Origin of the sequence: Scrofimicrobium canadense (assembly GCF_009696615.1) — a bacterium.
In the GTDB taxonomy this organism is placed as follows: domain Bacteria; phylum Actinomycetota; class Actinomycetes; order Actinomycetales; family Actinomycetaceae; genus Scrofimicrobium; species Scrofimicrobium canadense.
On sequence record NZ_VULO01000005.1, the window covers coordinates 127627 to 144597 of the forward strand.

Below are 16971 nucleotides of genomic sequence, written 5' to 3' on the forward strand. Positions count from 1 at the left end.
AGCCCGCCTCAATAGGGCCAGCTCATTGAGGGCCGGAAGTCCCTTGAATGAGTGTTAGTGCTTCAACGCCGAGGTGGAGGGTAACGGAGTCAACGGTGTGAGGTTTCGTTCCCCGCGCTCTATTCCCGCGAGATACCTGGGGGTCACCTCTAGCTGTTCCGCTAGTTTTTCTTGGGTTAGTCCCCTGCTTTTCCGCACTTCACGCAGGTTTTCGCCAACCAAGAATCTGAGAGGTTTAGTCGCCTACCCATAGTCCGAGCAGGAACCCATCAATACCAGGTACTTATCAGTTCCGCGGAAGTGATAGGTTCCGGTAGAATTGGAATGACCTTATTGAACGGAGCAGTAATGATACCGGTCAACTACAAGACAATTCATGACTACTACCAATTCCAGTTTGGCCGGTGGTTAGAGTTCGTAAAGCCATTAGGGATAGCCGCGGCGGCGTGTCTGGGAGCAGGTGTCCTCCTTGGGTTCTTCTCCACAGAGTTACGTGGTGTGGGATTCTTTCTGGCACTGCTGATGGGTTTAGGCGCGGCCGCGTGCGTTTACATCGGAAATAAGGAGCACCGGGATTTCCAGACTCTTACAGAACAGTTCAACCTTCAAGCCGAGCAGGCCATAGTAAACGAGAAGACAGCTAGTCGAGACGCTTTGGGCAACATAGAGTACCGCGACATACCTCCCTTCGTTGAGACACGCCCAACAGACTTTCCGCTTCCCACTCCCGGGGACCCGCTATACAGAACAGTCTGGGGCACCGAACCTTACTTGTGGGCAGCTCCCAATGAGGGACGCACCTTCTCATCCATCCAAATGAAGACCCTGTATTGCTCGCAGGGGTGGATTCACGGTGTTAAAGAAGTTTTTGATCTTCGACAGTCCTATCGTGAGTATCAAGGCAACATTCAATGGGCCCTTCGTGAAGTTACCGTCTCGTTTCATACAGTCAGTTCCTCTCGCGGGCATGAAGTGGCACTAGTAGTAACAAACGCGGGAGAAACCTGGTCCATTTACCTCGATAACTCTCCCGAACAGATAGCCCACATCAGCGCACTGCAAAACCTGGTTCGCCAATCACGCAGCAGCAACACCAACTGACAAACAAGACAAACACGTAGAAACCCGGCAAAATCACGCGTTGAAAAAATAGCGAGGAACAAATGAAATCCAGGAACAAAGTAGTCGGCGTAGTCGCGGCAGTGACTCTAGCCCTGGCCGGTGGCGGAATCTGGTGGGGCGTCGCAACCAACGCGCAGGGGAACCTGAACGAGCGGTACGCGCAGGCGGTAGAGGTTCTGACGCAGGACACGGTGGAGCTTGCAACAAGCACGGTGTCATTGGAAACGCTGGCAGGGGAACTGTTCGAGGCGGGAGAGGTGCCTAGCTCGGTGGCTACGGCTGTTGAGGGTACTGAGGTGGTGCTTTCGAAGGTCGAGGAGACGGGACACCTTTCCTTTGCAGACGCTCTCAACCCCGACAACCCGGGACTCTACACGGACGTGTCGAACGTTTCCGCTCAGGTGATCGTCGCCCAGCTTGCAGAGAACGATTCTTCCGAAGCACAGTCCGATGAGGCCCAATCAGACTCACAGTCCGGTTCAGAATCTTCAGTCCCTCTCACGACTCAGCTCGAAGAGCTTGGGTACTCCCTTGAGGCCGCTCAATCGGAAGACGAAGCCCAGTCAGGCTCTGCCCAGTCGGGAGACACCGCCCAGTCAGGCTCTACAAGCATTTTCGGTCCTTTTATTGTTACTGTCCCGGCTGACCCAGAGGTCGACTACACCAAGGAACAACTCAACAAGATCGAGGAACTCACCTCAGAAGTTGAAGCCCAGACTGACACCGTGATTAACACGGGTGCTGAGGTTGTTTCGGAGGCTTTCGGGGTGAAGTTGGACGCCGCTTTGGAAACCTACACCACTGCCAGTAAGAAGCTGGACGACACCATTGCTAAGGCAGAGGCGCTGCTGAAGAGTTCTGACGGGAAGGTTGCTGATAATAAGACCCGTGATGCTTTGGTGAAGGCGATTGACGCGGCGAAGAAGGAAGCCAAAGCTGAGGCTCCTGAGAATCCTGTTCCTAGCGATCTGAGCAAGGGTACTAAGTCTGAGGCTACGAAGGCGCTAGAGGCGGCTATGAAGGCCGTCAACGATTCGCAGGCGGCTAAGACGAAGGCTGACGAGGAAGCTAAGGCAGCGCAAGCACAGGCAGCCCAGAACTCCGCTCCCTCCAACGGTGGGTACTCGGAGGACTATTCCAACGATTACTCCGACTATAGCGACTATTCGGGTTACAACGACTACTCCGGTGGTAACAGTGGTGGCGGGTACTCCAACAATTCCGGTGGAGGGTACCAGGCTCCCTCACAGCCCGCTCCTGCCCCGTCACAGCCAGCTCCTGCTCCATCTCAGCCTGCTCCGTCTCAGCCATCTGAGCCAGGGTATTGGATTCCTGGTTCAGAGTGGCATTGTGATGGTTGTTCCTGCTGGGAAGTTTGGTGACAACCTTTAACCTGCAATACACGAACCCCTTACCTTCTTGGGTAGGGGGTTTTGTGCTGCCTATTCCAACCCTGCCCCGACTTGGCCAGCCTGTTTTTGCTGTCCTATTGGGGGTTTGTTTGCCCAGGCCCCTACCGTAGTGTTTGGTTGGTGCGTGGCCTGCTTTTTGGTGGGTTTGGTATTTTCATGTCTCTGGAAGGAGAGAGGTTTTCGTGGCTTTAGGTAAACGTTTTGGTGGGGGATTAACTGCCCTTGTTGAGTAGGGCGTGAACGTCCGCGTCGGATATTCTCGACCGGGCAGGTGTAGGCACTATTTTGCCCTGTAGATGAGCGTCATCCTTGACTAGGAGCCCGCCAGGTGTCATCTCGAAAGCGTGATGTATTCTTCTTATGAATGCGCCCCATCGTTTCCTTTGGGACCAGTAAATGTCTTGGTATTGGTCTGCTAGGGGTAGGTTAGAAATGATCACAACTTTCGTGTATCCGGCCCATTTGTTGCGGTATCTTGCGGGTAGTTCCAATGGGTAACGGTCCAGCACATTCATTAGAAGATCAAAGTTGATCTGGGAATCAAACTCATCGAGAACAAGGACATCTTGCCCGTGGTAGGCATCGAAAGGGTGCTTGTAGTCCGTGACTCGGTACACGCGCGCGGGGTCATACTTATCGAATACGTACCTGGTTTTGCCGACCCCCGGCGCACCGTGAATGTAAGTGACTTCAATGTCGCGCATTTGCGTGGAGAAGTGTTCTTGGTCCCGCGCGTTCTGAAGCGCCTCCAGGTTTGAGGCATACCGGTATGCGCCTGGGTACTCCCGCATAACCTCTTGAGCGCTCATTCCTTGTTCCATGATCGCGTCATGGAACACAACCAGGTCGCTGCGTTTGCCTTGGTTGTCTTTCAGATCGATTGACCCGGTTTCGATGTGGCAAGCATCCTCACCAACGACGCGGCTATCTTCTTTCGTCACGTACTCATACGCTTGACGTTTAGAGCCACGACGAGGCTCAAAATGGCCTTTCGGGAACTTGTTACGCAACGTGGTGAACTTGATCGGGCTCGTGTGTTCCACGTAGACTTGAAAATGTCGATACCCGGTATCAGTGCCTTCTTCAAGTTGCCCAACAACGCCCCCATACATGCCCAGACCCTTCACAACGGCCGTCTCGTCATACTCAGAGGCCGGTAAAGTGAGAATTCACCCCCGGGACTGCAATCCCCTCCCCGAACTGGACTTAGTGTCATCAACGCGGGCTTCCGGCTTCTCGGTATTCTCATCGAAGTCAGACACGCTGGCTACATGGTTGCCAGATTGGCTACGATCAGGTGTAGTCATGGTTTGACCTCCTTTGCGCAGATCAGGGCCGATAGTTGTCTGGTATAGATACGGATACAGAGGTGGGGGGGTAACACTAACCCCCCACCAGGGCGGCTTCGCCGCCCAATGAGTCGTTCCGAGAGGGATGACGCTCCCCTTCCCGCTTGCCTCCGGCGTAGCGGTACGGGTCGCGCCACCCTCTCAGTCCTCCTGTTACTGGTGGGGTCTGAAATCGAGTTGATAGACCCTGATGTTGCGAGGTAATCCAGGGTCAGATGCCCTTGGTCGCATCGGTTGGATGCGGTACCCCAAAGAATCCCCTGCTTTACGTAGGGTGCTTTCGACAATAGTCCAGTTCAACTGTGTGCCCGCGAGGTGCACTCGCAGCCACGCAGTTTGCAGACCATTGCCACCGACCACAAAACCTGGAGACTGCCCCCCAGCTTCGCCGCGACGTGCCGCGAACGTTGCTTGAAGTGCCGGAACGAGTTGGTTCTCAAGGGACCATTGCCATTCCTGGACCCGGTTTTCTTGCTCTCGAACCTCGATTCGGCCCTGCAAATCAACAGATTTCTTCTGAAAATACTTCCTTGCGGCGTCCTTGAATGCCGCCCAAAAACTGTGGTCTTCCATTTCAGTTCAGCTCCAATTCTGCGTCGGACTCGTCGTCGAGTAGTACCTCGGTACGGACTCGACCAACGTTCCGCGCTCCGAGAGCACGCAAACCAAAGCCTGAATTTTCACCCATAGACCACGGGCGGGCAATCAACTGGTCAAAAACAACCACATCCCCGGCATCCAATACCGGCTCAGTAGCCGAAGAAACCTTGACATTGTCGGAGCGGCCGCCCTTCCAAGGAATCTTGACGGGGACCTTCCACACCGGTAACCCTTCTACCACCTCCCTCCTATCAGTTCGCTTCCCGTCCTCATAAACGAAGACTGGCTGAGGCTGACCCGCAGCCTCGAAAGCGGCATTTTCTTTGATCGGCAGCCCATCGGCCACCAGAGACACATTTTTCATCCTGTTACCTTTCATCTGTTTTGGTCCCATGGACCTTTGATTTGCTTCGGTACATTGCGTTACTTGAAGCCAGCGGAGACCGGTTTCAATAGAGCGAGAACATCGGAACGCAGCACCCGAACGATTCGGCTTGAACCAACCCGATACGATGGCAGCTCGCCCTTAGCGACCAACCTGCGCACCGTGTCAGCAGAAGTTCCGAGGATTTCCGCGGCCTCATTCACGCTGACAGCAACTACGTTCTTTTCTTTCTCGCTCATGTAAACCAGTCTGGACCAGCGCAAACACAACGTCATTTAGGGCAGCTCGCCCATTTCAGTTCAAAGCGTGAACAGGTTTTTCGACCTTTTGAACAGCATGAATACGTCTGTCGTGACTGTTTGATTCGGGCCAGTTGCACCCCGGCCAGTCATTAACTCAGAGGAAAAGGCCGCGTAGAGCCAAAAGAGTCATCATGTATACGATGTAGGTATGGCCTCTAGGACATCTGCCGCTGAGATACGCGCCCTACTGATATACCTTTACCAGGACATCGGCGTCTGGATCACTCGCAAACAAGTAAACCATCTAATCGGTGGGAGAAATCGGCTTATCGATAGCGTCCGAGAACAAGTCATAGCTGAATACAGCGAGCCGTCTCCACAAGCTTTTTTCAACGCCTTAGCGGTTCTTCACGACTATCCCACACCAAGTAGCGCTCGCGACAAAATCAACACTTTGCTGAGAAAAGGTAACTATCAACGCCTCGCCCGCAACGAGCTACGCGCCATAGCAGCCATAGTCTCCCCCACGAAAGACACTCAGAAGCTCACTAAGAACGAACTTGTGGAAATCCTCGAGAGTAAACGTAGGGAAGATTTTCTGAAATCAGTGATGCTCCAACATCCCACATACAGCGAGAACCAAGAACCAGATGCTCAATCACTAGAACCAGGCGCTCTCACGTACGAGGAAAATGACAGCATAATAAGAGGCTACCTAGGCATGCCTACTAAAACAGAGCTCTACGAGAAAATTATCGCGCACCAAGGCAGGCGTGGCTCCAGACTCGAAGATGAGGAATTACGTCAATTACTAGCAGACGCGATGATTCATGAGGGAAAGACCGAAGTGGAAGGGGAGTTGAATCGGAAGGAAGAACAAAGAATAGCCAGCATACTTAAGAAACTGAGAGACCGAAAGAAAACCAGGAACATACGTGGCAGACTCTTAGCCAAAAAATCGCTACGGAAGCTTCTCCAGCAAGAAAAGGACTTTCAAAACAAGCAGGAATGACGCACGCGTACACGAGCATTCACTGCTGAAGCCCTCAGAAAAGATTGTCCTTGCATCCACGAAATCATCGACAGTAGTTCAAAGTCATCTATAACAGATTAGGTACCGGTGGTAGCCCCTTCCCCAAAGTGCCCGCTGGCCCCGTCCTCGCTCTCCAAGCATTCGCGCCACACCAAACAGCGCCTACCACAATGGCAGCCGCATTCACATATGGCTTGGACAACGCCTAGCTAAAGCATTGTCCCCTTGCAGCGGTCTACAAGGCTATGAGGATATGAACCGCCCACTATCGTTTATAAAGGCCTGACGTACTCCAGCGGCCTAGGAACACTCAACCAACGGCATTTGGTGATCTGCTACCCACTCACCCCAAAGGACACACGCAAAACAAGCGCCCTTTAAGGTTGGAAGACACCAGATCACTAACCCCGCTCAGCCTCGTTGCTCCCAGCGTCAAGAAGATAGCCAACATCACGCAAGCCACCACGATCACGCAAATACTTCACCGCCAAGCCGACCTGTTCATCGACCGTCAAACATCCGTGAGTATCCAAATGTGAATCCCACAGCGCAGCAACCTCCCCAGCCTGCTCATGGTCAAGCTCCTCAGCCAACACCGACGCCAACCGACCACCCACGTCACGCAACTCAACCACACCGAGCCGGTCAAACACATCAAAAACCGTCGTACGAGGAACAGACAAACGCTCCGAAAAGTAACGACCAACTTCCTCGGCGATCACCCCCCGGAGCAGCCGCACGTCCACATCGGAAAAACCCTCAGCCAGCTCCCTAACCGCCAGAGCAACATCATGACGAAGCGCACCAACCTGAGAAACAAAATCACCCAAACCCGCAAACCGACCCATCTCTAGGTTGATCGCCTCTGCATTATGTAGTGCCTGATAACCTAAAACCATGACAACCCCTAATCGGTGTCAGGTACCGCTGAGATTACTGCCCAGCGGTACGCCCAAATCTAGTGAATAATCAGGGCATATTTAGGCCAGTACAACCACCTAAGCTAGTTTTTGTTGGAATATCAACAAAGTGGGAGAATCCCTTACTCTCCGCTCATAGCCCCGGGAACTATTGATTTCTCGGGGTTTTTCGTTGGTATCTCAATAACCTGCACATATTCTGTTGTGGAGGGTATGCGGCCAGAATTGGTGTTTTTAGGGACTGTGCTGGGAAGACCTACACCACAAAACCTGGAAACGGTAATGCAACCCCCACCCCAGACACACCTAATTCCCGCGTTCATTTTGGAAGTGCAATGGGGTGGTTGTTTGATTGTATGTCTTGTTCGAAGGCTTCGTTTGGGGTGTGTTAGCCGAGGCATTTTCGGGGCTGGTGGTTGATTTCGTTGATGATCTCGTGGGGTTCTTGTTCGTTGATCGTGTCGAACCGGGTCTCTTTGGGCAGGTAACGGCGGATGTGACCGTTGAAGTGCTCGTTTGTTCCGCGTTGCTAGGATGAGTATGGATCAGCGAAGAAAGTCTTGATACCAGTTTTATGCAGACCGGCATGGTCGGTGAACTCCTTCCCGTTATCTGGCGTCACACTCGTCCTGGCCCCTATTGGCAGAGCAGTGAAAATGCAGAGTTGCGCGGCCAGGGTCTCGTTCGCCCCACACCTTGGCAGCAAAGTCGCAGCTAGGTAGCGAGTTTTCCTCTCGACCTTGGTATGAATTACCCCACTATGATCGCCCCCGATCACTGAGCCCCCCTTCCCAATGGCCAAACTCGAGGCGATCCTCGACTTCACCTGGCCGATCGTGAATGCTCACACGGTCTGGAATGCAGGACTGTCGGTGTACTTTACGGCCCGAGCGTTTTCGTCTCTTTTTTATTGCCCCTAGGGAGGTATTGAACTAGCTCACGCCACTTCTGTGCCTTGGAATACACCCACTGGTAGATGCTCTCAGCACAGATCCGCATCCGTGTATCTTCTGGATACAGCAGGCGAAGGCGCCCAGCGATCATTTTTGGGGTCCAGCCCCGGCGGAGGGCTTGAACCACCCAGTCCACTAGGGGGTCATGGGTCATGCGCCACGGCCGGTGAGAATGCTCTAACGCCTGTGCTGCCTTGTCTTGGGCGATGCTGGCCCGATATTGCCACTGGGTGTACGGACCGCATTTCAGGGCCGCTGTGCGGTAGGGCACGTAAGCCTGGGACGTGGAGGAAGGCTTTCCACCCATTACGCTGCACCTCCCGGCTGATCGTTGAGGGCGAGCGTCCCAAACACGCCGCCACATAGCGAACAGATTTCCCCTGATCAATCAGTTTTCAAATCTGGACGCATTCATCAAGACACAAATGCCGATACCCTGTAACCACGGAAGTGCAACCCTTTCACAGTGATGATTCGACAACACCACCCTAAAAGATGTTGCACTTCCCACTAGAACCCGGGATTTCCTTATCCCCGATGTGTTTGCTATATTGCTCCTGGGCACAATGGCCTATAAGAACACCTTAATTGAGGGGGAAAATTGAGATTTAAGCGAGGACTGGCCGCAACCGCGGCTGTGGCGCTTGCAGGACTAGTGAGCGCTTCGGGGGTCGCTTTTGCTGCGGAAACCGTGGACCCGAACGCAGTGGGCAGCATCAACATTCACAAGTTTGAGCAGCCAGCAACACTAGGTGATGCACCTGACGGTACCGTGCAGAATACTAACGGATTGAAGCCGTTGAAAGATGTCACCTTCAAAGTCGAGAAACTGAAGTGTGTGGACCTGTCTACCAATGCCGGCTGGGAAAAGGCCTCTCAGATGGTGGATTCGCTCAAGGCTTCGACCGACAAATTCGCCTGGGCACCTACGGGTTGTGACCTGGTGGATGCGAAGTCTGCAAAAACCGATGCCGACGGTGATGCACTGTTCGCGGACCTTGCGGTCGGCCAGTACCTGGTGACTGAGTCCTACTCGGGCGACCTGGGCATCAAGGTTGCCCCGCCGTTCTTGGTGACGGTGCCTCTGGCGACCAAAGCTGGTGATTGGAACTACAACGTTCACATCTACCCGAAGAACACGGTGTCTTCTATTGAGAAAACCGCTGACGACTCCAAGGTGGTGAAGGTCGGGGATAAGGTCTCGTTCACGATAACCACAGGCCTTCCCGCCGGAAACCTAACCAAATATGTCATTACGGACACTCTGCACAAAGGTCTGACCTATGATAGCTTGAGCATCAAGGCTGGCACTACGACGTTCATTGAAGGTACTGATTACGAAGTCACCGGCTCCGTGGTTGTTACCTTCAAACAGGCGGGTCTCGCCAAACTGATGGCTGCTCAACAGGCCGGCGCGTCCAAGGTTGAGACCACCATCGAGACTACCCTCAATGCAGACGGCATTAATGGCATCACCAACGAGGCCAGCTACACCATCGACGACGGCAACGGTGAGCACACCGTGAGCACCGATCCGGGCGCCAAAGTCGAGGTGAAGATGGGCACAAGGGCATTCTCAAAGGTCAGCGAGAAAAGCGCAAAGCTGGCAGGCGCGAAGTTCGAGGTCTACTGGACCAACACTCCCGTGTTCAGTAAGACCAACCGCATCACGGGCCTCGACGGCATGACAAAAGACGACCTTTTGGTTTCGGACGCTACCGGGGCGTTCTCGGCAAAGGGATTGCGTTACACCGACTGGGCGAAGAATACGCAGCTGACCTGTGATGATTCTACCAGCGGCACGGTCAACCCCGACTGCAAATACTACTGGCTAGTTGAGACCGAGGCTCCCAACGGCTACCAGCCGCTGGCTGCGCCAGTGATGTTCAAGGTCAACGCTGATACCAGCGCAACCGAGATCGTGAACGTTTCCACCGCTTCGGTGACTGGCACCCTGCCTTTAACCGGTATGAGCGGAATCATCTTGATGGTTCTGGTTGGTGGCTTGGTGCTCGGTGGAGCGGGCTACGGCATGTACCGGGTTGCCCGGACCAAGGCCTAACACCTCCCGTATTTTCTAGTGCCCTAAGCGGGTGCCCCGTACTTCGATTGAGTGCGGGGCACCCGCCAGGAGCAAGAGGACCTTCAAGTATTTGTTCATTACTGGCACGGACCATTGAGTTAGGTTTTTGATTCAACTTCTGATCGCAGATCGGACCGTGCCACAAATACACACAGTTCAAGGCACGGTCTTACTCACAAGCGCAGTGAGCCAGTGTCTCTATACGAGTCGAGTGACTCTGAACTTCACTCCGATTAGTTAGTTTCTACGGTCTTTCATTTGGGGGAGAGAACGCATGCACTTCGGAAGACGTACGTGGGCGGCAATCGCCGCCGTGGCATCTCTGGTTACGGGTGGCATGGCTGCTGCATATGCTGCCGGAGAAGGACAGCCTCAGAGCGGTCCGCAGCCTGCTCAAAGTGACATGGTTGATGAGAGCGCGTCGGTGATTGATGACCCTCCGGAGGCCAGCGCGCAGGTTGCTCTGGACACGCCGAACCAGGTGGTGGCCCTCTCTGAGGACCTGACTTGGGAAATGACCGCTACCCTTCCGAGCCCAGGTGCATCTGCGACCTTTGTTCTCCCAGGGCGTGCCGACGATTCGGCTTACGCCAAAATTGCCACAGATGCCGAGGGGGCTGCGGCATCAGACTTCCACGGAGACCTCGAACTCTTGACGGTTGACGCGGTCGAAGTTTCTAGCGAGGCGGCCGGGGCACTCAACGTTGAATGTACCTCTGCCACCGACCTCGCAGGCGGAGTTGTGCTCCCCACCATAGCGTGGGGCAGCGACTGCGGCGCGGATACCACCGCTGTGAAGGTGACACCAGCCGACGGGGTTGATACAGCCGAAGCGAAAGTTACTGTGACGGCGCGGGCCAACGGAGCCGAAGAAGGCGACACATTTGTGGCTTGGGCGGCAGCATTCGATGATTCAGACAATGCCACCTCTCCGGAAGACGTGGTGCCTGCGGCGGTGGCAATCGAGGGTAACAGTCAAGATGGCGGGTCGTCGGTGCAAGAGTCATCGGACGGCAACGCCGCGGCGGTAGCACCTGCGGAAGCACCTACCGCAACTCCCAGAGGATGCTTCCCTGGGAGCCCAGTTGATGATGTTAGAGGATTTTTGCATCTTAAAGATGGGACGCCTATCCCAGGCATCAAGGTTCAAATCTATTTCCGCAATGACGATGGCACCAAAGGGTGGTCCATAAATCCCCCTGCCGTCACCAACGCGAAGGGTTACTTCAACCTCACGCTTCCTCGAAGGAATGAGAAATGGCTAGTCGTCATTGACAAGGACTCGGTTAACAAGGTACTCGGTTCCAACTGGAAGCTGATCCAAAGGAATCTCGAAGAGGCAATCGGTCCGGCTTACAATTGTAATGGGACGGAGTTCCACTACGTGTTCGACGGGAAGCTGGGCGGCGGCGGCAACGAGGGCGGCACAGGAGAGAGCGCCGGCGGCGGGACAGCCACGCCTGCCAAGATAAACGTGAAGAAGGGCGTAAGCGGGGCGCAAGGGATAGAAAACACCAAGGTCTACGCCACGAAGGCCGATGTCCCGGACGTCATAGAAATCATTTCCGAAACAAAGACCTCCAATAATCAGACGGCGACTTCCTTCACCTTCAAGGACCAGCCCGGTGGCGGTGGAAACGTGAAGTGGGACTACTGTCAAAGAGAGGAGTCCAATGGCGCAGTTTTCGGTAGACACACGTTTAAGACGCAACCGACCGATGGACAGCAGCTCTTCTTCGATGGGTATAACGTCCCGGCTGGAGCGGGCAGCACTGCCGTGGCGGCCAAGTTCTCCGTTGTCTGCAGAGGCACACTAGACACTTCGGAGATCCGTAATGGCGCCACCCACACAGACACGGTCACGGTGGTGTCGCAGGGCTCAGCATCTGCGCCAGGCGAGACAGACTATGCCTACTGGACGTCGTCGCAGACGTTCACGGCCGAGCTCGCGAAGACCGGGATCGTGAGCGGCACTGTGAAGGATGATGCAGGCTCTCTGATCGAGGATGTCAGTGTAACGCTTATGGAGGTAGTAAACGGCGAAAAGACGCCCGTGCTGTCGGTGGCGACAGAAGACGATGGCACCTACAAGTTCCCGGACTTGGATCCCGGACAGTACTGGGTCGAGTTCCAGGCGCCGCTGGAAGACGGAAAAGTATGGAAGTGGCTGGACCCCGAGAACGGCAAGAGTGAGGCCCTCACCGTGGTGAAAGCCCAGGAGACCGTGCAAGACGCCGTAGGGCAGTGGGTTGAGGCTACGAGCGGCACCATCAGCGGGACCGTTGAGGTTGACTGGGCCGGCTTCTCTCCGACAGATGCGACGTTTGTCCCCGCTGAGGGAGTCGACGTGAGCCTGTACAATGGTGACCCGTCCTCGAGTGGACAGCTGATAAAGACAGTTCCGACGGAGAATGATGGGTCATATACGTTCAACGATGTCGACTACGGTGCGGATTACTACCTGAAGTTCGACAAGGCTACGCTGCCAACCAACATTCCAGCGGGTACTGAATGGGTGTGGCTAGATGCGGCCATCAATGCTGAAGGTGTGTCCAAGACGCCGTTGACGCTTGACAAGAGCAACAGGGCGCCCGAGGTAAACGCACAGGCAAGATTGGAACGTGCGACGGTGCCAGCGGTGCCAGAGCTGACGGTGCAAAAGGGAGTGCTGGACCCGAACACTGGGGATATCGCGGGTGACGTGGTCTACAGTGGTGACCTTTCAGGTCAGGTGGAAACTGTGACCGCGCAGATCAAGAACACCGGTGAAGTGGCTCTGGAAAACCTGAAGTTCCGGGATTCTAACCAGGACGGCCCCAAGGTTACATGGCAGGATTGCGAGAAGTTTGATACTGGCGGAGTTTCTGGGGGTAATGTCTATACGTTCTCTGGCGATGATCAAATCGAGCCGAATGTCGATGTTGACGTGAAGCTTGAAAACGGTGAGTCCCTGCAGTGTCAGGGGTCACTCGACCTGGCTGAACTTGCTAAGGGCGATCACCAGGATTCGCTGATGATTTGGGCAAATGGATCCGCGGATCAGCTAGGAGAGGCAACGTTCACGGCGTCCGTGGATGACGGTCCTGATAGCGGCCTCGCGGTTTCCAAGGGTGTCCTCAAGGACGGAAAGATTGAGTCCTCGTCCTACTTGTTGTACCAGGAAGAACACACGATTACGGCCCGGATAACGAACAATACGGGAACCGAACTTAGCGGTGCTTCGCTGATTGATACGACTGATGAGGGTCCAGAGGTTGATGGCCTCAGCAATAGTTGTTCGTGGAACGTGGGCGGCGATGGTCTCGGGACTCTTGATGTTTCTGGCTCCGTTGACTGCCAGGGAAGTCTGCTGATGGACGAATTCGTCCACCAAGATACCGTGACGGTTCAGGCGCACGACGAGGACGGAAAGGTCTACAAGTCGTTTGCGACCTTCAATGCAAAGTCAGGTGGCAGTTTGCCCAGGGCCGGCATGTTCGGGATAGCAGCGTTCGTGGTTGTTGGGGGCCTGATCGTCCTAAGTTCGCTAGGTGGCGTGTCGCTACTGGGGCGAAAGCCCAAACGTGCCTACTCTGCCAGGCACTGAAACAATAAAATAATAAGGGCTCAAAAAGCCGAGTTGGTTCTTCGACTGCGCCATTTTAGGAGGGGTGACATGTATGTCTGTTCAATGGCGCAGTCGCGCGGCCGTTAGAGATAGTGCGGGTATGCGGTCACGCCCCCAGCATGCCGTAACGGGACGAACAAGCAGGACTCGGCGCCTCCCAAAGAGGACAGACCGCGCTGTTGTTCCCGAGTTCCAAGTGGGAATGACCGGCGAACCGGGGGGGCCAGGCTTCACTGACCCCCTCGTTGGGGGACCTCCGCAGCCGGAACTGTCGCCTGAGGAAGTGAAAGCGGCCGCTAAACGTAAACAGCGCGCGATTCTGGCTCTGACACTGGTCATGTTGATCGGTATCGGTGTCATCGTGTATCCGTTCGCTGGGGGCTGGTTCAACTCAAAAAAGCAGGCTGAAGCGGTCACCGGTTACGTGGATGCTATTGAGAGTGCGGACGTTCAGGTGATGCTAGAGAAGGCCCGTGAGTACAACGCGAACCTCCCGGTCATGCCGATTGGCGACTATTACACAGAGGTAGCGCAATACCCTCCCGAATACCAAGAGTATTTGGCGCTTCCAGGGTCCACCGTGATGGGACGACTTACCATCCCAAAGATTGAAGTGGATCTCCCGATCTACCACGGCACCTCGGACGATGTGCTGATGAAGGGCGTAGGCCACCTGTACGGGACGCACCTGCCGGTCGGTGGACCGTCAACCCATGCAGCCCTGTCGGCACATTCGGGGATGCTGGATAAACGCATGTTTGACCGCCTACCCGAATTGAAGGTCGGTGACCACTTCTTCATTAACGTGCTGGGTGAAGAACTGGCATACCAAGTTGTGAGCACTGAGGTATACACCCCGGAAGAAGGTGTCGAACATATTGTGCGCGTCCCAGGGGAAGACCTGGTTACGCTAATCACCTGTACACCCTATGGGATTAATACGCACAGACTGCTCGTTACTGGGAGTCGTGTGGATGGGCCAGCGAAGAAGCTTGGCTACGAAATTGGACCCACGGGGATGGTGGAGCGCCCCTGGTGGATTTGGCCTCTAATCGTCTTAGTTCTGATTGCGATCGGCATCGGCGCGTACGTCCTCCAAAAAGTAAAGAGGCAGTCCGCGGCGCGTCTGCACGACCAGGACGTAGACGACAAGGGGCTCTTCTTGGAGGGGGCTTCAGTGGGTGACCCTCCGGCTGACAGGATGTAGGTGTCAATTCCGCATCTGTTGCCCGGAGAGTCTGTGTATCAGTGTAGTGAAGCGTGTTTGGAATCCGGGGACTGTGCTTAGAAGTGTGTAACTGGCCTTATCCGCTGACTGGTTGGTCGGCGTGGAAGGTGGGCATGATTCATGTCTGCCCGCACACTGGATGCTGTGGCATCTAAGAAGAAGAAATCGTGCGTGGAGCCGACGCCGGAGATGGTCGCTGCGGGATCCCCTTCCTGCAGTGGGTGATTTCAGCATCATTCTTGATGGGCAAGGTAGTCCGAAGGCACTTATTGAAACGACCTTGGTTGAAGTGGTTCCCTTTAACAAAGTGAGTGAAGCTCATGCCTATGGTGAAGGCGAAGACGACCGTAGCTTAGAGTCCTGGCGCGATATTCATGAGCGTTTTTGGCGTCGCTTTTCTGACAATCCGCGAGGCTATGAGCCTGATATGCCGGTTATTTGTGAGCGGTTTCAACTGCGATACCCGCAGCTTTCAGCCGGAGCTGAGTAGGGCAAAGATGGGGGATAAAAGTGCGATAGCCGGGGCGTTATGGTCGTATTTTCTCTTCCGCTAGTCATTGGAGTTCTGGGCGATTGGGCTGGGCGGCCTTGTGATCGCATATTTGAGGAATGTCTGCGGTTGATGAGCCAAGTATTTTCTGCTTCAGCAATCGACTTTGTGAGCCGTCAGAAGGATTCCCTCGGGTGCTATTGAACGTAAGTAACCGTGACCTTGGCAGGAGTAGTTTTAGATGACTGCAATTCCTTTGCTACGAGGATCGCTGTGCCGATACCCGAGAGTGCCCCAATCATCAGATGAGGAAAACGCCATCCGCGCCTTTTGAGGCGCTGACCAAAACGGTATGTCAGGATTTCTCCTCCCACTGCGATGGCCCCCACTGCAACTATGCCAGCAACTGCAGCAACTGCTTTGGCGTTGGAGAGTGGTTCTTCTGGTTCTTCATTGCCGAACTCATCCCGATTCTCCACTACCTTTTTGACGTGCATCAATGCCGTATCAAAGACTGCAACGGAGACTCCGGCAGCGGCCAGGCTTCGCAGGGCAATGTGTCCTCCTTGTGTATTGGCCAGATCAGGGGAGGCATACCAGAGAAAGTCATAACCTCCAACTGCAACAGCAGATTTCAACACTCGAGAAGACACCATGGAGTGAGGGTAGCACAGAGGCACTTTTCTATTCGCTAGGATTCGGCGAGGCGATCTGTCGCCTACAGTCCGAGGTAGGTTATAGGTCTTCCATCGCGGTTGTCGAATTGTGTGTGAACTTGCTGTGCACAATATGTGTCACTGCTGGTCGGTATCAGCGAACCTCTCAAGTGACTGCCGAACACTACCGTTGAGAATCTTCTCGAGGCGAGCGACCAATACGTGGGGGTCTTGCTGCATGCGGTTAGATAGCCACCATAGAACGTGCCCCAAAATGGAGAGTGCGTAGTGGTCAATGACGAAGTCACGGTCATTGCCGCGCAACGTGATGTCCCCGCCTATCTCAGCGACGATCGCACGCATCATTGCCCTAAACTGTGCAAGAAAGAAGATTTCCAGTTCCTGAATAGAAAGCGCGTCTATGGCTGCGTAGGTTTGTTGTTGGTTGCTGCGCAGATATATCAGCATGCGTTTCAAACCATCTGCCCACTGGTCATAGGTGGCATGTTGCATGATGTGCTTGGCAATTTCTTCCTCAAAAGTCCAGGCAGCTAGTTGATAGACGTCAGAAAAGTGATAGTAGAAGGCTTGCCTGGTGATGCCGACGCGTCGGCAGAGGGAACTGACGGAGACGCGGTCGAGGGGCTGACGGGTCAGCTCGTCTTTTAGAGCATCACGTAATAGCTCGCGTGTCGACCGTCCGGGGTTATCCATCTGTCACCGTCCATAAGGAGTTGGCCGTTATGGGTCCATTGTCCCTCACGCATTGCGATGCTGCAGTGAATCACCTTCGTCATTAGACACTTGTTCCACACTGTCTAATGACGCCTATCCACTGGGAATTATAACGTGATAGTGAAGCTCGAATCGGGCTGCTCGATCATGTTCCGG

Annotated in this window: 18 protein-coding genes; 8 read left to right on the forward strand and 10 right to left on the reverse strand. The window is 54.5% G+C overall.

Features of this window, described 5'->3' with window-relative positions:
* Positions 1–54: 54 nt before the first annotated feature.
* Positions 55–198: a helix-turn-helix domain-containing protein gene (locus tag FYJ24_RS13545; protein WP_206192511.1), complete on the reverse strand. Its 144-nt coding sequence runs from the start codon at positions 196–198 to the stop codon at positions 55–57.
* A 126-nt stretch (positions 199–324) separates the two neighbouring features.
* Between FYJ24_RS13545 and FYJ24_RS05230 the strand changes: the two genes are divergently transcribed.
* On the forward strand, positions 325–1101 hold the full coding sequence (locus tag FYJ24_RS05230) for a hypothetical protein (protein WP_154544285.1): 777 nt from the start codon (positions 325–327) through the stop codon (positions 1099–1101).
* A 62-nt stretch (positions 1102–1163) separates the two neighbouring features.
* A complete protein-coding gene (locus FYJ24_RS05235; RefSeq protein WP_154544287.1) occupies positions 1164–2504 on the forward strand; it encodes a hypothetical protein in 1341 nt (446 codons plus the stop codon).
* Between the two features lie 242 nt (positions 2505–2746).
* Here the strand turns inward: FYJ24_RS05235 and FYJ24_RS05240 are convergent, their stop codons facing one another.
* The 5 genes from FYJ24_RS05240 to FYJ24_RS05260 form a co-directional block, all read right to left on the reverse strand.
* Positions 2747–3646, reverse strand: coding sequence for a hypothetical protein (locus FYJ24_RS05240; protein ID WP_154544288.1), 900 nt, complete (start codon positions 3644–3646; stop codon positions 2747–2749).
* 57 nt (positions 3647–3703) lie between these two features.
* Positions 3704–3841 carry a hypothetical protein gene (locus FYJ24_RS05245; RefSeq protein ID WP_154544289.1) on the reverse strand — a complete coding sequence of 46 codons (138 nt, stop codon included), beginning with the start codon at positions 3839–3841 and terminating at the stop codon, positions 3704–3706.
* A 195-nt stretch (positions 3842–4036) separates the two neighbouring features.
* A complete protein-coding gene (locus FYJ24_RS05250) occupies positions 4037–4456 on the reverse strand; it encodes a hypothetical protein (protein ID WP_154544290.1) in 420 nt (139 codons plus the stop codon).
* 1 nt (position 4457) lies between these two features.
* On the reverse strand, positions 4458–4847 hold the full coding sequence (locus FYJ24_RS05255; RefSeq protein WP_154544291.1) for a hypothetical protein: 390 nt from the start codon (positions 4845–4847) through the stop codon (positions 4458–4460).
* A 59-nt stretch (positions 4848–4906) separates the two neighbouring features.
* Complete coding sequence (locus tag FYJ24_RS05260; RefSeq protein WP_154544292.1) at positions 4907–5107, reverse strand: helix-turn-helix domain-containing protein; 201 nt, start codon at positions 5105–5107, stop codon at positions 4907–4909.
* Positions 5108–5318: 211 nt separating this feature from the next.
* Here FYJ24_RS05260 and FYJ24_RS05265 point away from each other — a divergent pair, with 211 nt between their 5' ends.
* Positions 5319–6122, forward strand: coding sequence for a hypothetical protein (locus tag FYJ24_RS05265; protein ID WP_154544293.1), 804 nt, complete (start codon positions 5319–5321; stop codon positions 6120–6122).
* A 422-nt stretch (positions 6123–6544) separates the two neighbouring features.
* Here the strand turns inward: FYJ24_RS05265 and FYJ24_RS05270 are convergent, their stop codons facing one another.
* Positions 6545–7042 carry a zinc-binding metallopeptidase family protein gene (locus FYJ24_RS05270; protein WP_154544294.1) on the reverse strand — a complete coding sequence of 166 codons (498 nt, stop codon included), beginning with the start codon at positions 7040–7042 and terminating at the stop codon, positions 6545–6547.
* A gap of 373 nt (positions 7043–7415) precedes the next feature.
* Here FYJ24_RS05270 and FYJ24_RS05275 point away from each other — a divergent pair, with 373 nt between their 5' ends.
* Positions 7416–7601: a hypothetical protein gene (locus FYJ24_RS05275; protein WP_154544295.1), complete on the forward strand. Its 186-nt coding sequence runs from the start codon at positions 7416–7418 to the stop codon at positions 7599–7601.
* A 341-nt stretch (positions 7602–7942) separates the two neighbouring features.
* On the opposite strand, the gene FYJ24_RS12860 is transcribed toward FYJ24_RS05275, so the two are convergent.
* Positions 7943–8323 carry a hypothetical protein gene (locus FYJ24_RS12860; RefSeq protein ID WP_225872010.1) on the reverse strand — a complete coding sequence of 127 codons (381 nt, stop codon included), beginning with the start codon at positions 8321–8323 and terminating at the stop codon, positions 7943–7945.
* Positions 8324–8617: 294 nt separating this feature from the next.
* Here FYJ24_RS12860 and FYJ24_RS05285 point away from each other — a divergent pair, with 294 nt between their 5' ends.
* The 4 genes from FYJ24_RS05285 (at position 8618) to FYJ24_RS05300 (ending at position 15424) form a co-directional block, all read left to right on the forward strand.
* Positions 8618–10078: a SpaH/EbpB family LPXTG-anchored major pilin gene (locus FYJ24_RS05285; RefSeq protein WP_154544296.1), complete on the forward strand. Its 1461-nt coding sequence runs from the start codon at positions 8618–8620 to the stop codon at positions 10076–10078.
* Positions 10079–10373: 295 nt separating this feature from the next.
* Complete coding sequence (locus FYJ24_RS05290) at positions 10374–13685, forward strand: carboxypeptidase regulatory-like domain-containing protein (protein ID WP_154544297.1); 3312 nt, start codon at positions 10374–10376, stop codon at positions 13683–13685.
* A gap of 73 nt (positions 13686–13758) precedes the next feature.
* The gene (locus FYJ24_RS05295; protein ID WP_154544298.1) at positions 13759–14913 is read left to right on the forward strand and encodes a class C sortase; all 1155 of its coding nucleotides are present in this window, start codon (positions 13759–13761) and stop codon (positions 14911–14913) included.
* A gap of 160 nt (positions 14914–15073) precedes the next feature.
* Positions 15074–15424 carry an ASCH domain-containing protein gene (locus FYJ24_RS05300; protein WP_154544397.1) on the forward strand — a complete coding sequence of 117 codons (351 nt, stop codon included), beginning with the start codon at positions 15074–15076 and terminating at the stop codon, positions 15422–15424.
* 197 nt (positions 15425–15621) lie between these two features.
* On the opposite strand, the gene FYJ24_RS05305 is transcribed toward FYJ24_RS05300, so the two are convergent.
* Together FYJ24_RS05305 and FYJ24_RS05310 are read right to left on the reverse strand one after the other, a co-directional pair.
* The gene (locus tag FYJ24_RS05305; protein ID WP_154544299.1) at positions 15622–16080 is read right to left on the reverse strand and encodes a hypothetical protein; all 459 of its coding nucleotides are present in this window, start codon (positions 16078–16080) and stop codon (positions 15622–15624) included.
* 138 nt (positions 16081–16218) lie between these two features.
* A complete protein-coding gene (locus tag FYJ24_RS05310; protein WP_154544300.1) occupies positions 16219–16794 on the reverse strand; it encodes a TetR/AcrR family transcriptional regulator in 576 nt (191 codons plus the stop codon).
* Positions 16795–16971 lie beyond the last annotated feature (177 nt).

What these genes read in the sequence shown, in the direction of transcription:
- FYJ24_RS05230 (WP_154544285.1), top strand. Translation starts at nt 325, where the DNA reads ATGACCTTATTGAACGGAGCAGTAATGATACCGGTCAACTACAAGACA.
- FYJ24_RS05235 (WP_154544287.1), top strand. Translation starts at nt 1,164, where the DNA reads ATGAAATCCAGGAACAAAGTAGTCGGCGTAGTCGCGGCAGTGACTCTA.
- FYJ24_RS05240 (WP_154544288.1), bottom strand. Translation starts at nt 3,646, where the DNA reads ATGTATGGGGGCGTTGTTGGGCAACTTGAAGAAGGCACTGATACCGGG.
- FYJ24_RS05245 (WP_154544289.1), bottom strand. Translation starts at nt 3,841, where the DNA reads ATGACTACACCTGATCGTAGCCAATCTGGCAACCATGTAGCCAGCGTG.
- FYJ24_RS05250 (WP_154544290.1), bottom strand. Translation starts at nt 4,456, where the DNA reads ATGGAAGACCACAGTTTTTGGGCGGCATTCAAGGACGCCGCAAGGAAG.
- FYJ24_RS05255 (WP_154544291.1), bottom strand. Translation starts at nt 4,847, where the DNA reads ATGAAAAATGTGTCTCTGGTGGCCGATGGGCTGCCGATCAAAGAAAAT.
- FYJ24_RS05260 (WP_154544292.1), bottom strand. Translation starts at nt 5,107, where the DNA reads ATGAGCGAGAAAGAAAAGAACGTAGTTGCTGTCAGCGTGAATGAGGCC.
- FYJ24_RS05265 (WP_154544293.1), top strand. Translation starts at nt 5,319, where the DNA reads ATGGCCTCTAGGACATCTGCCGCTGAGATACGCGCCCTACTGATATAC.
- FYJ24_RS05270 (WP_154544294.1), bottom strand. Translation starts at nt 7,042, where the DNA reads ATGGTTTTAGGTTATCAGGCACTACATAATGCAGAGGCGATCAACCTA.
- FYJ24_RS12860 (WP_225872010.1), bottom strand. Translation starts at nt 8,323, where the DNA reads ATGGGTGGAAAGCCTTCCTCCACGTCCCAGGCTTACGTGCCCTACCGC.
- FYJ24_RS05290 (WP_154544297.1), top strand. Translation starts at nt 10,374, where the DNA reads ATGCACTTCGGAAGACGTACGTGGGCGGCAATCGCCGCCGTGGCATCT.
- FYJ24_RS05295 (WP_154544298.1), top strand. Translation starts at nt 13,759, where the DNA reads ATGTCTGTTCAATGGCGCAGTCGCGCGGCCGTTAGAGATAGTGCGGGT.
- FYJ24_RS05300 (WP_154544397.1), top strand. Translation starts at nt 15,074, where the DNA reads ATGCTGTGGCATCTAAGAAGAAGAAATCGTGCGTGGAGCCGACGCCGG.
- FYJ24_RS05305 (WP_154544299.1), bottom strand. Translation starts at nt 16,080, where the DNA reads ATGGTGTCTTCTCGAGTGTTGAAATCTGCTGTTGCAGTTGGAGGTTAT.
- FYJ24_RS05310 (WP_154544300.1), bottom strand. Translation starts at nt 16,794, where the DNA reads ATGGATAACCCCGGACGGTCGACACGCGAGCTATTACGTGATGCTCTA.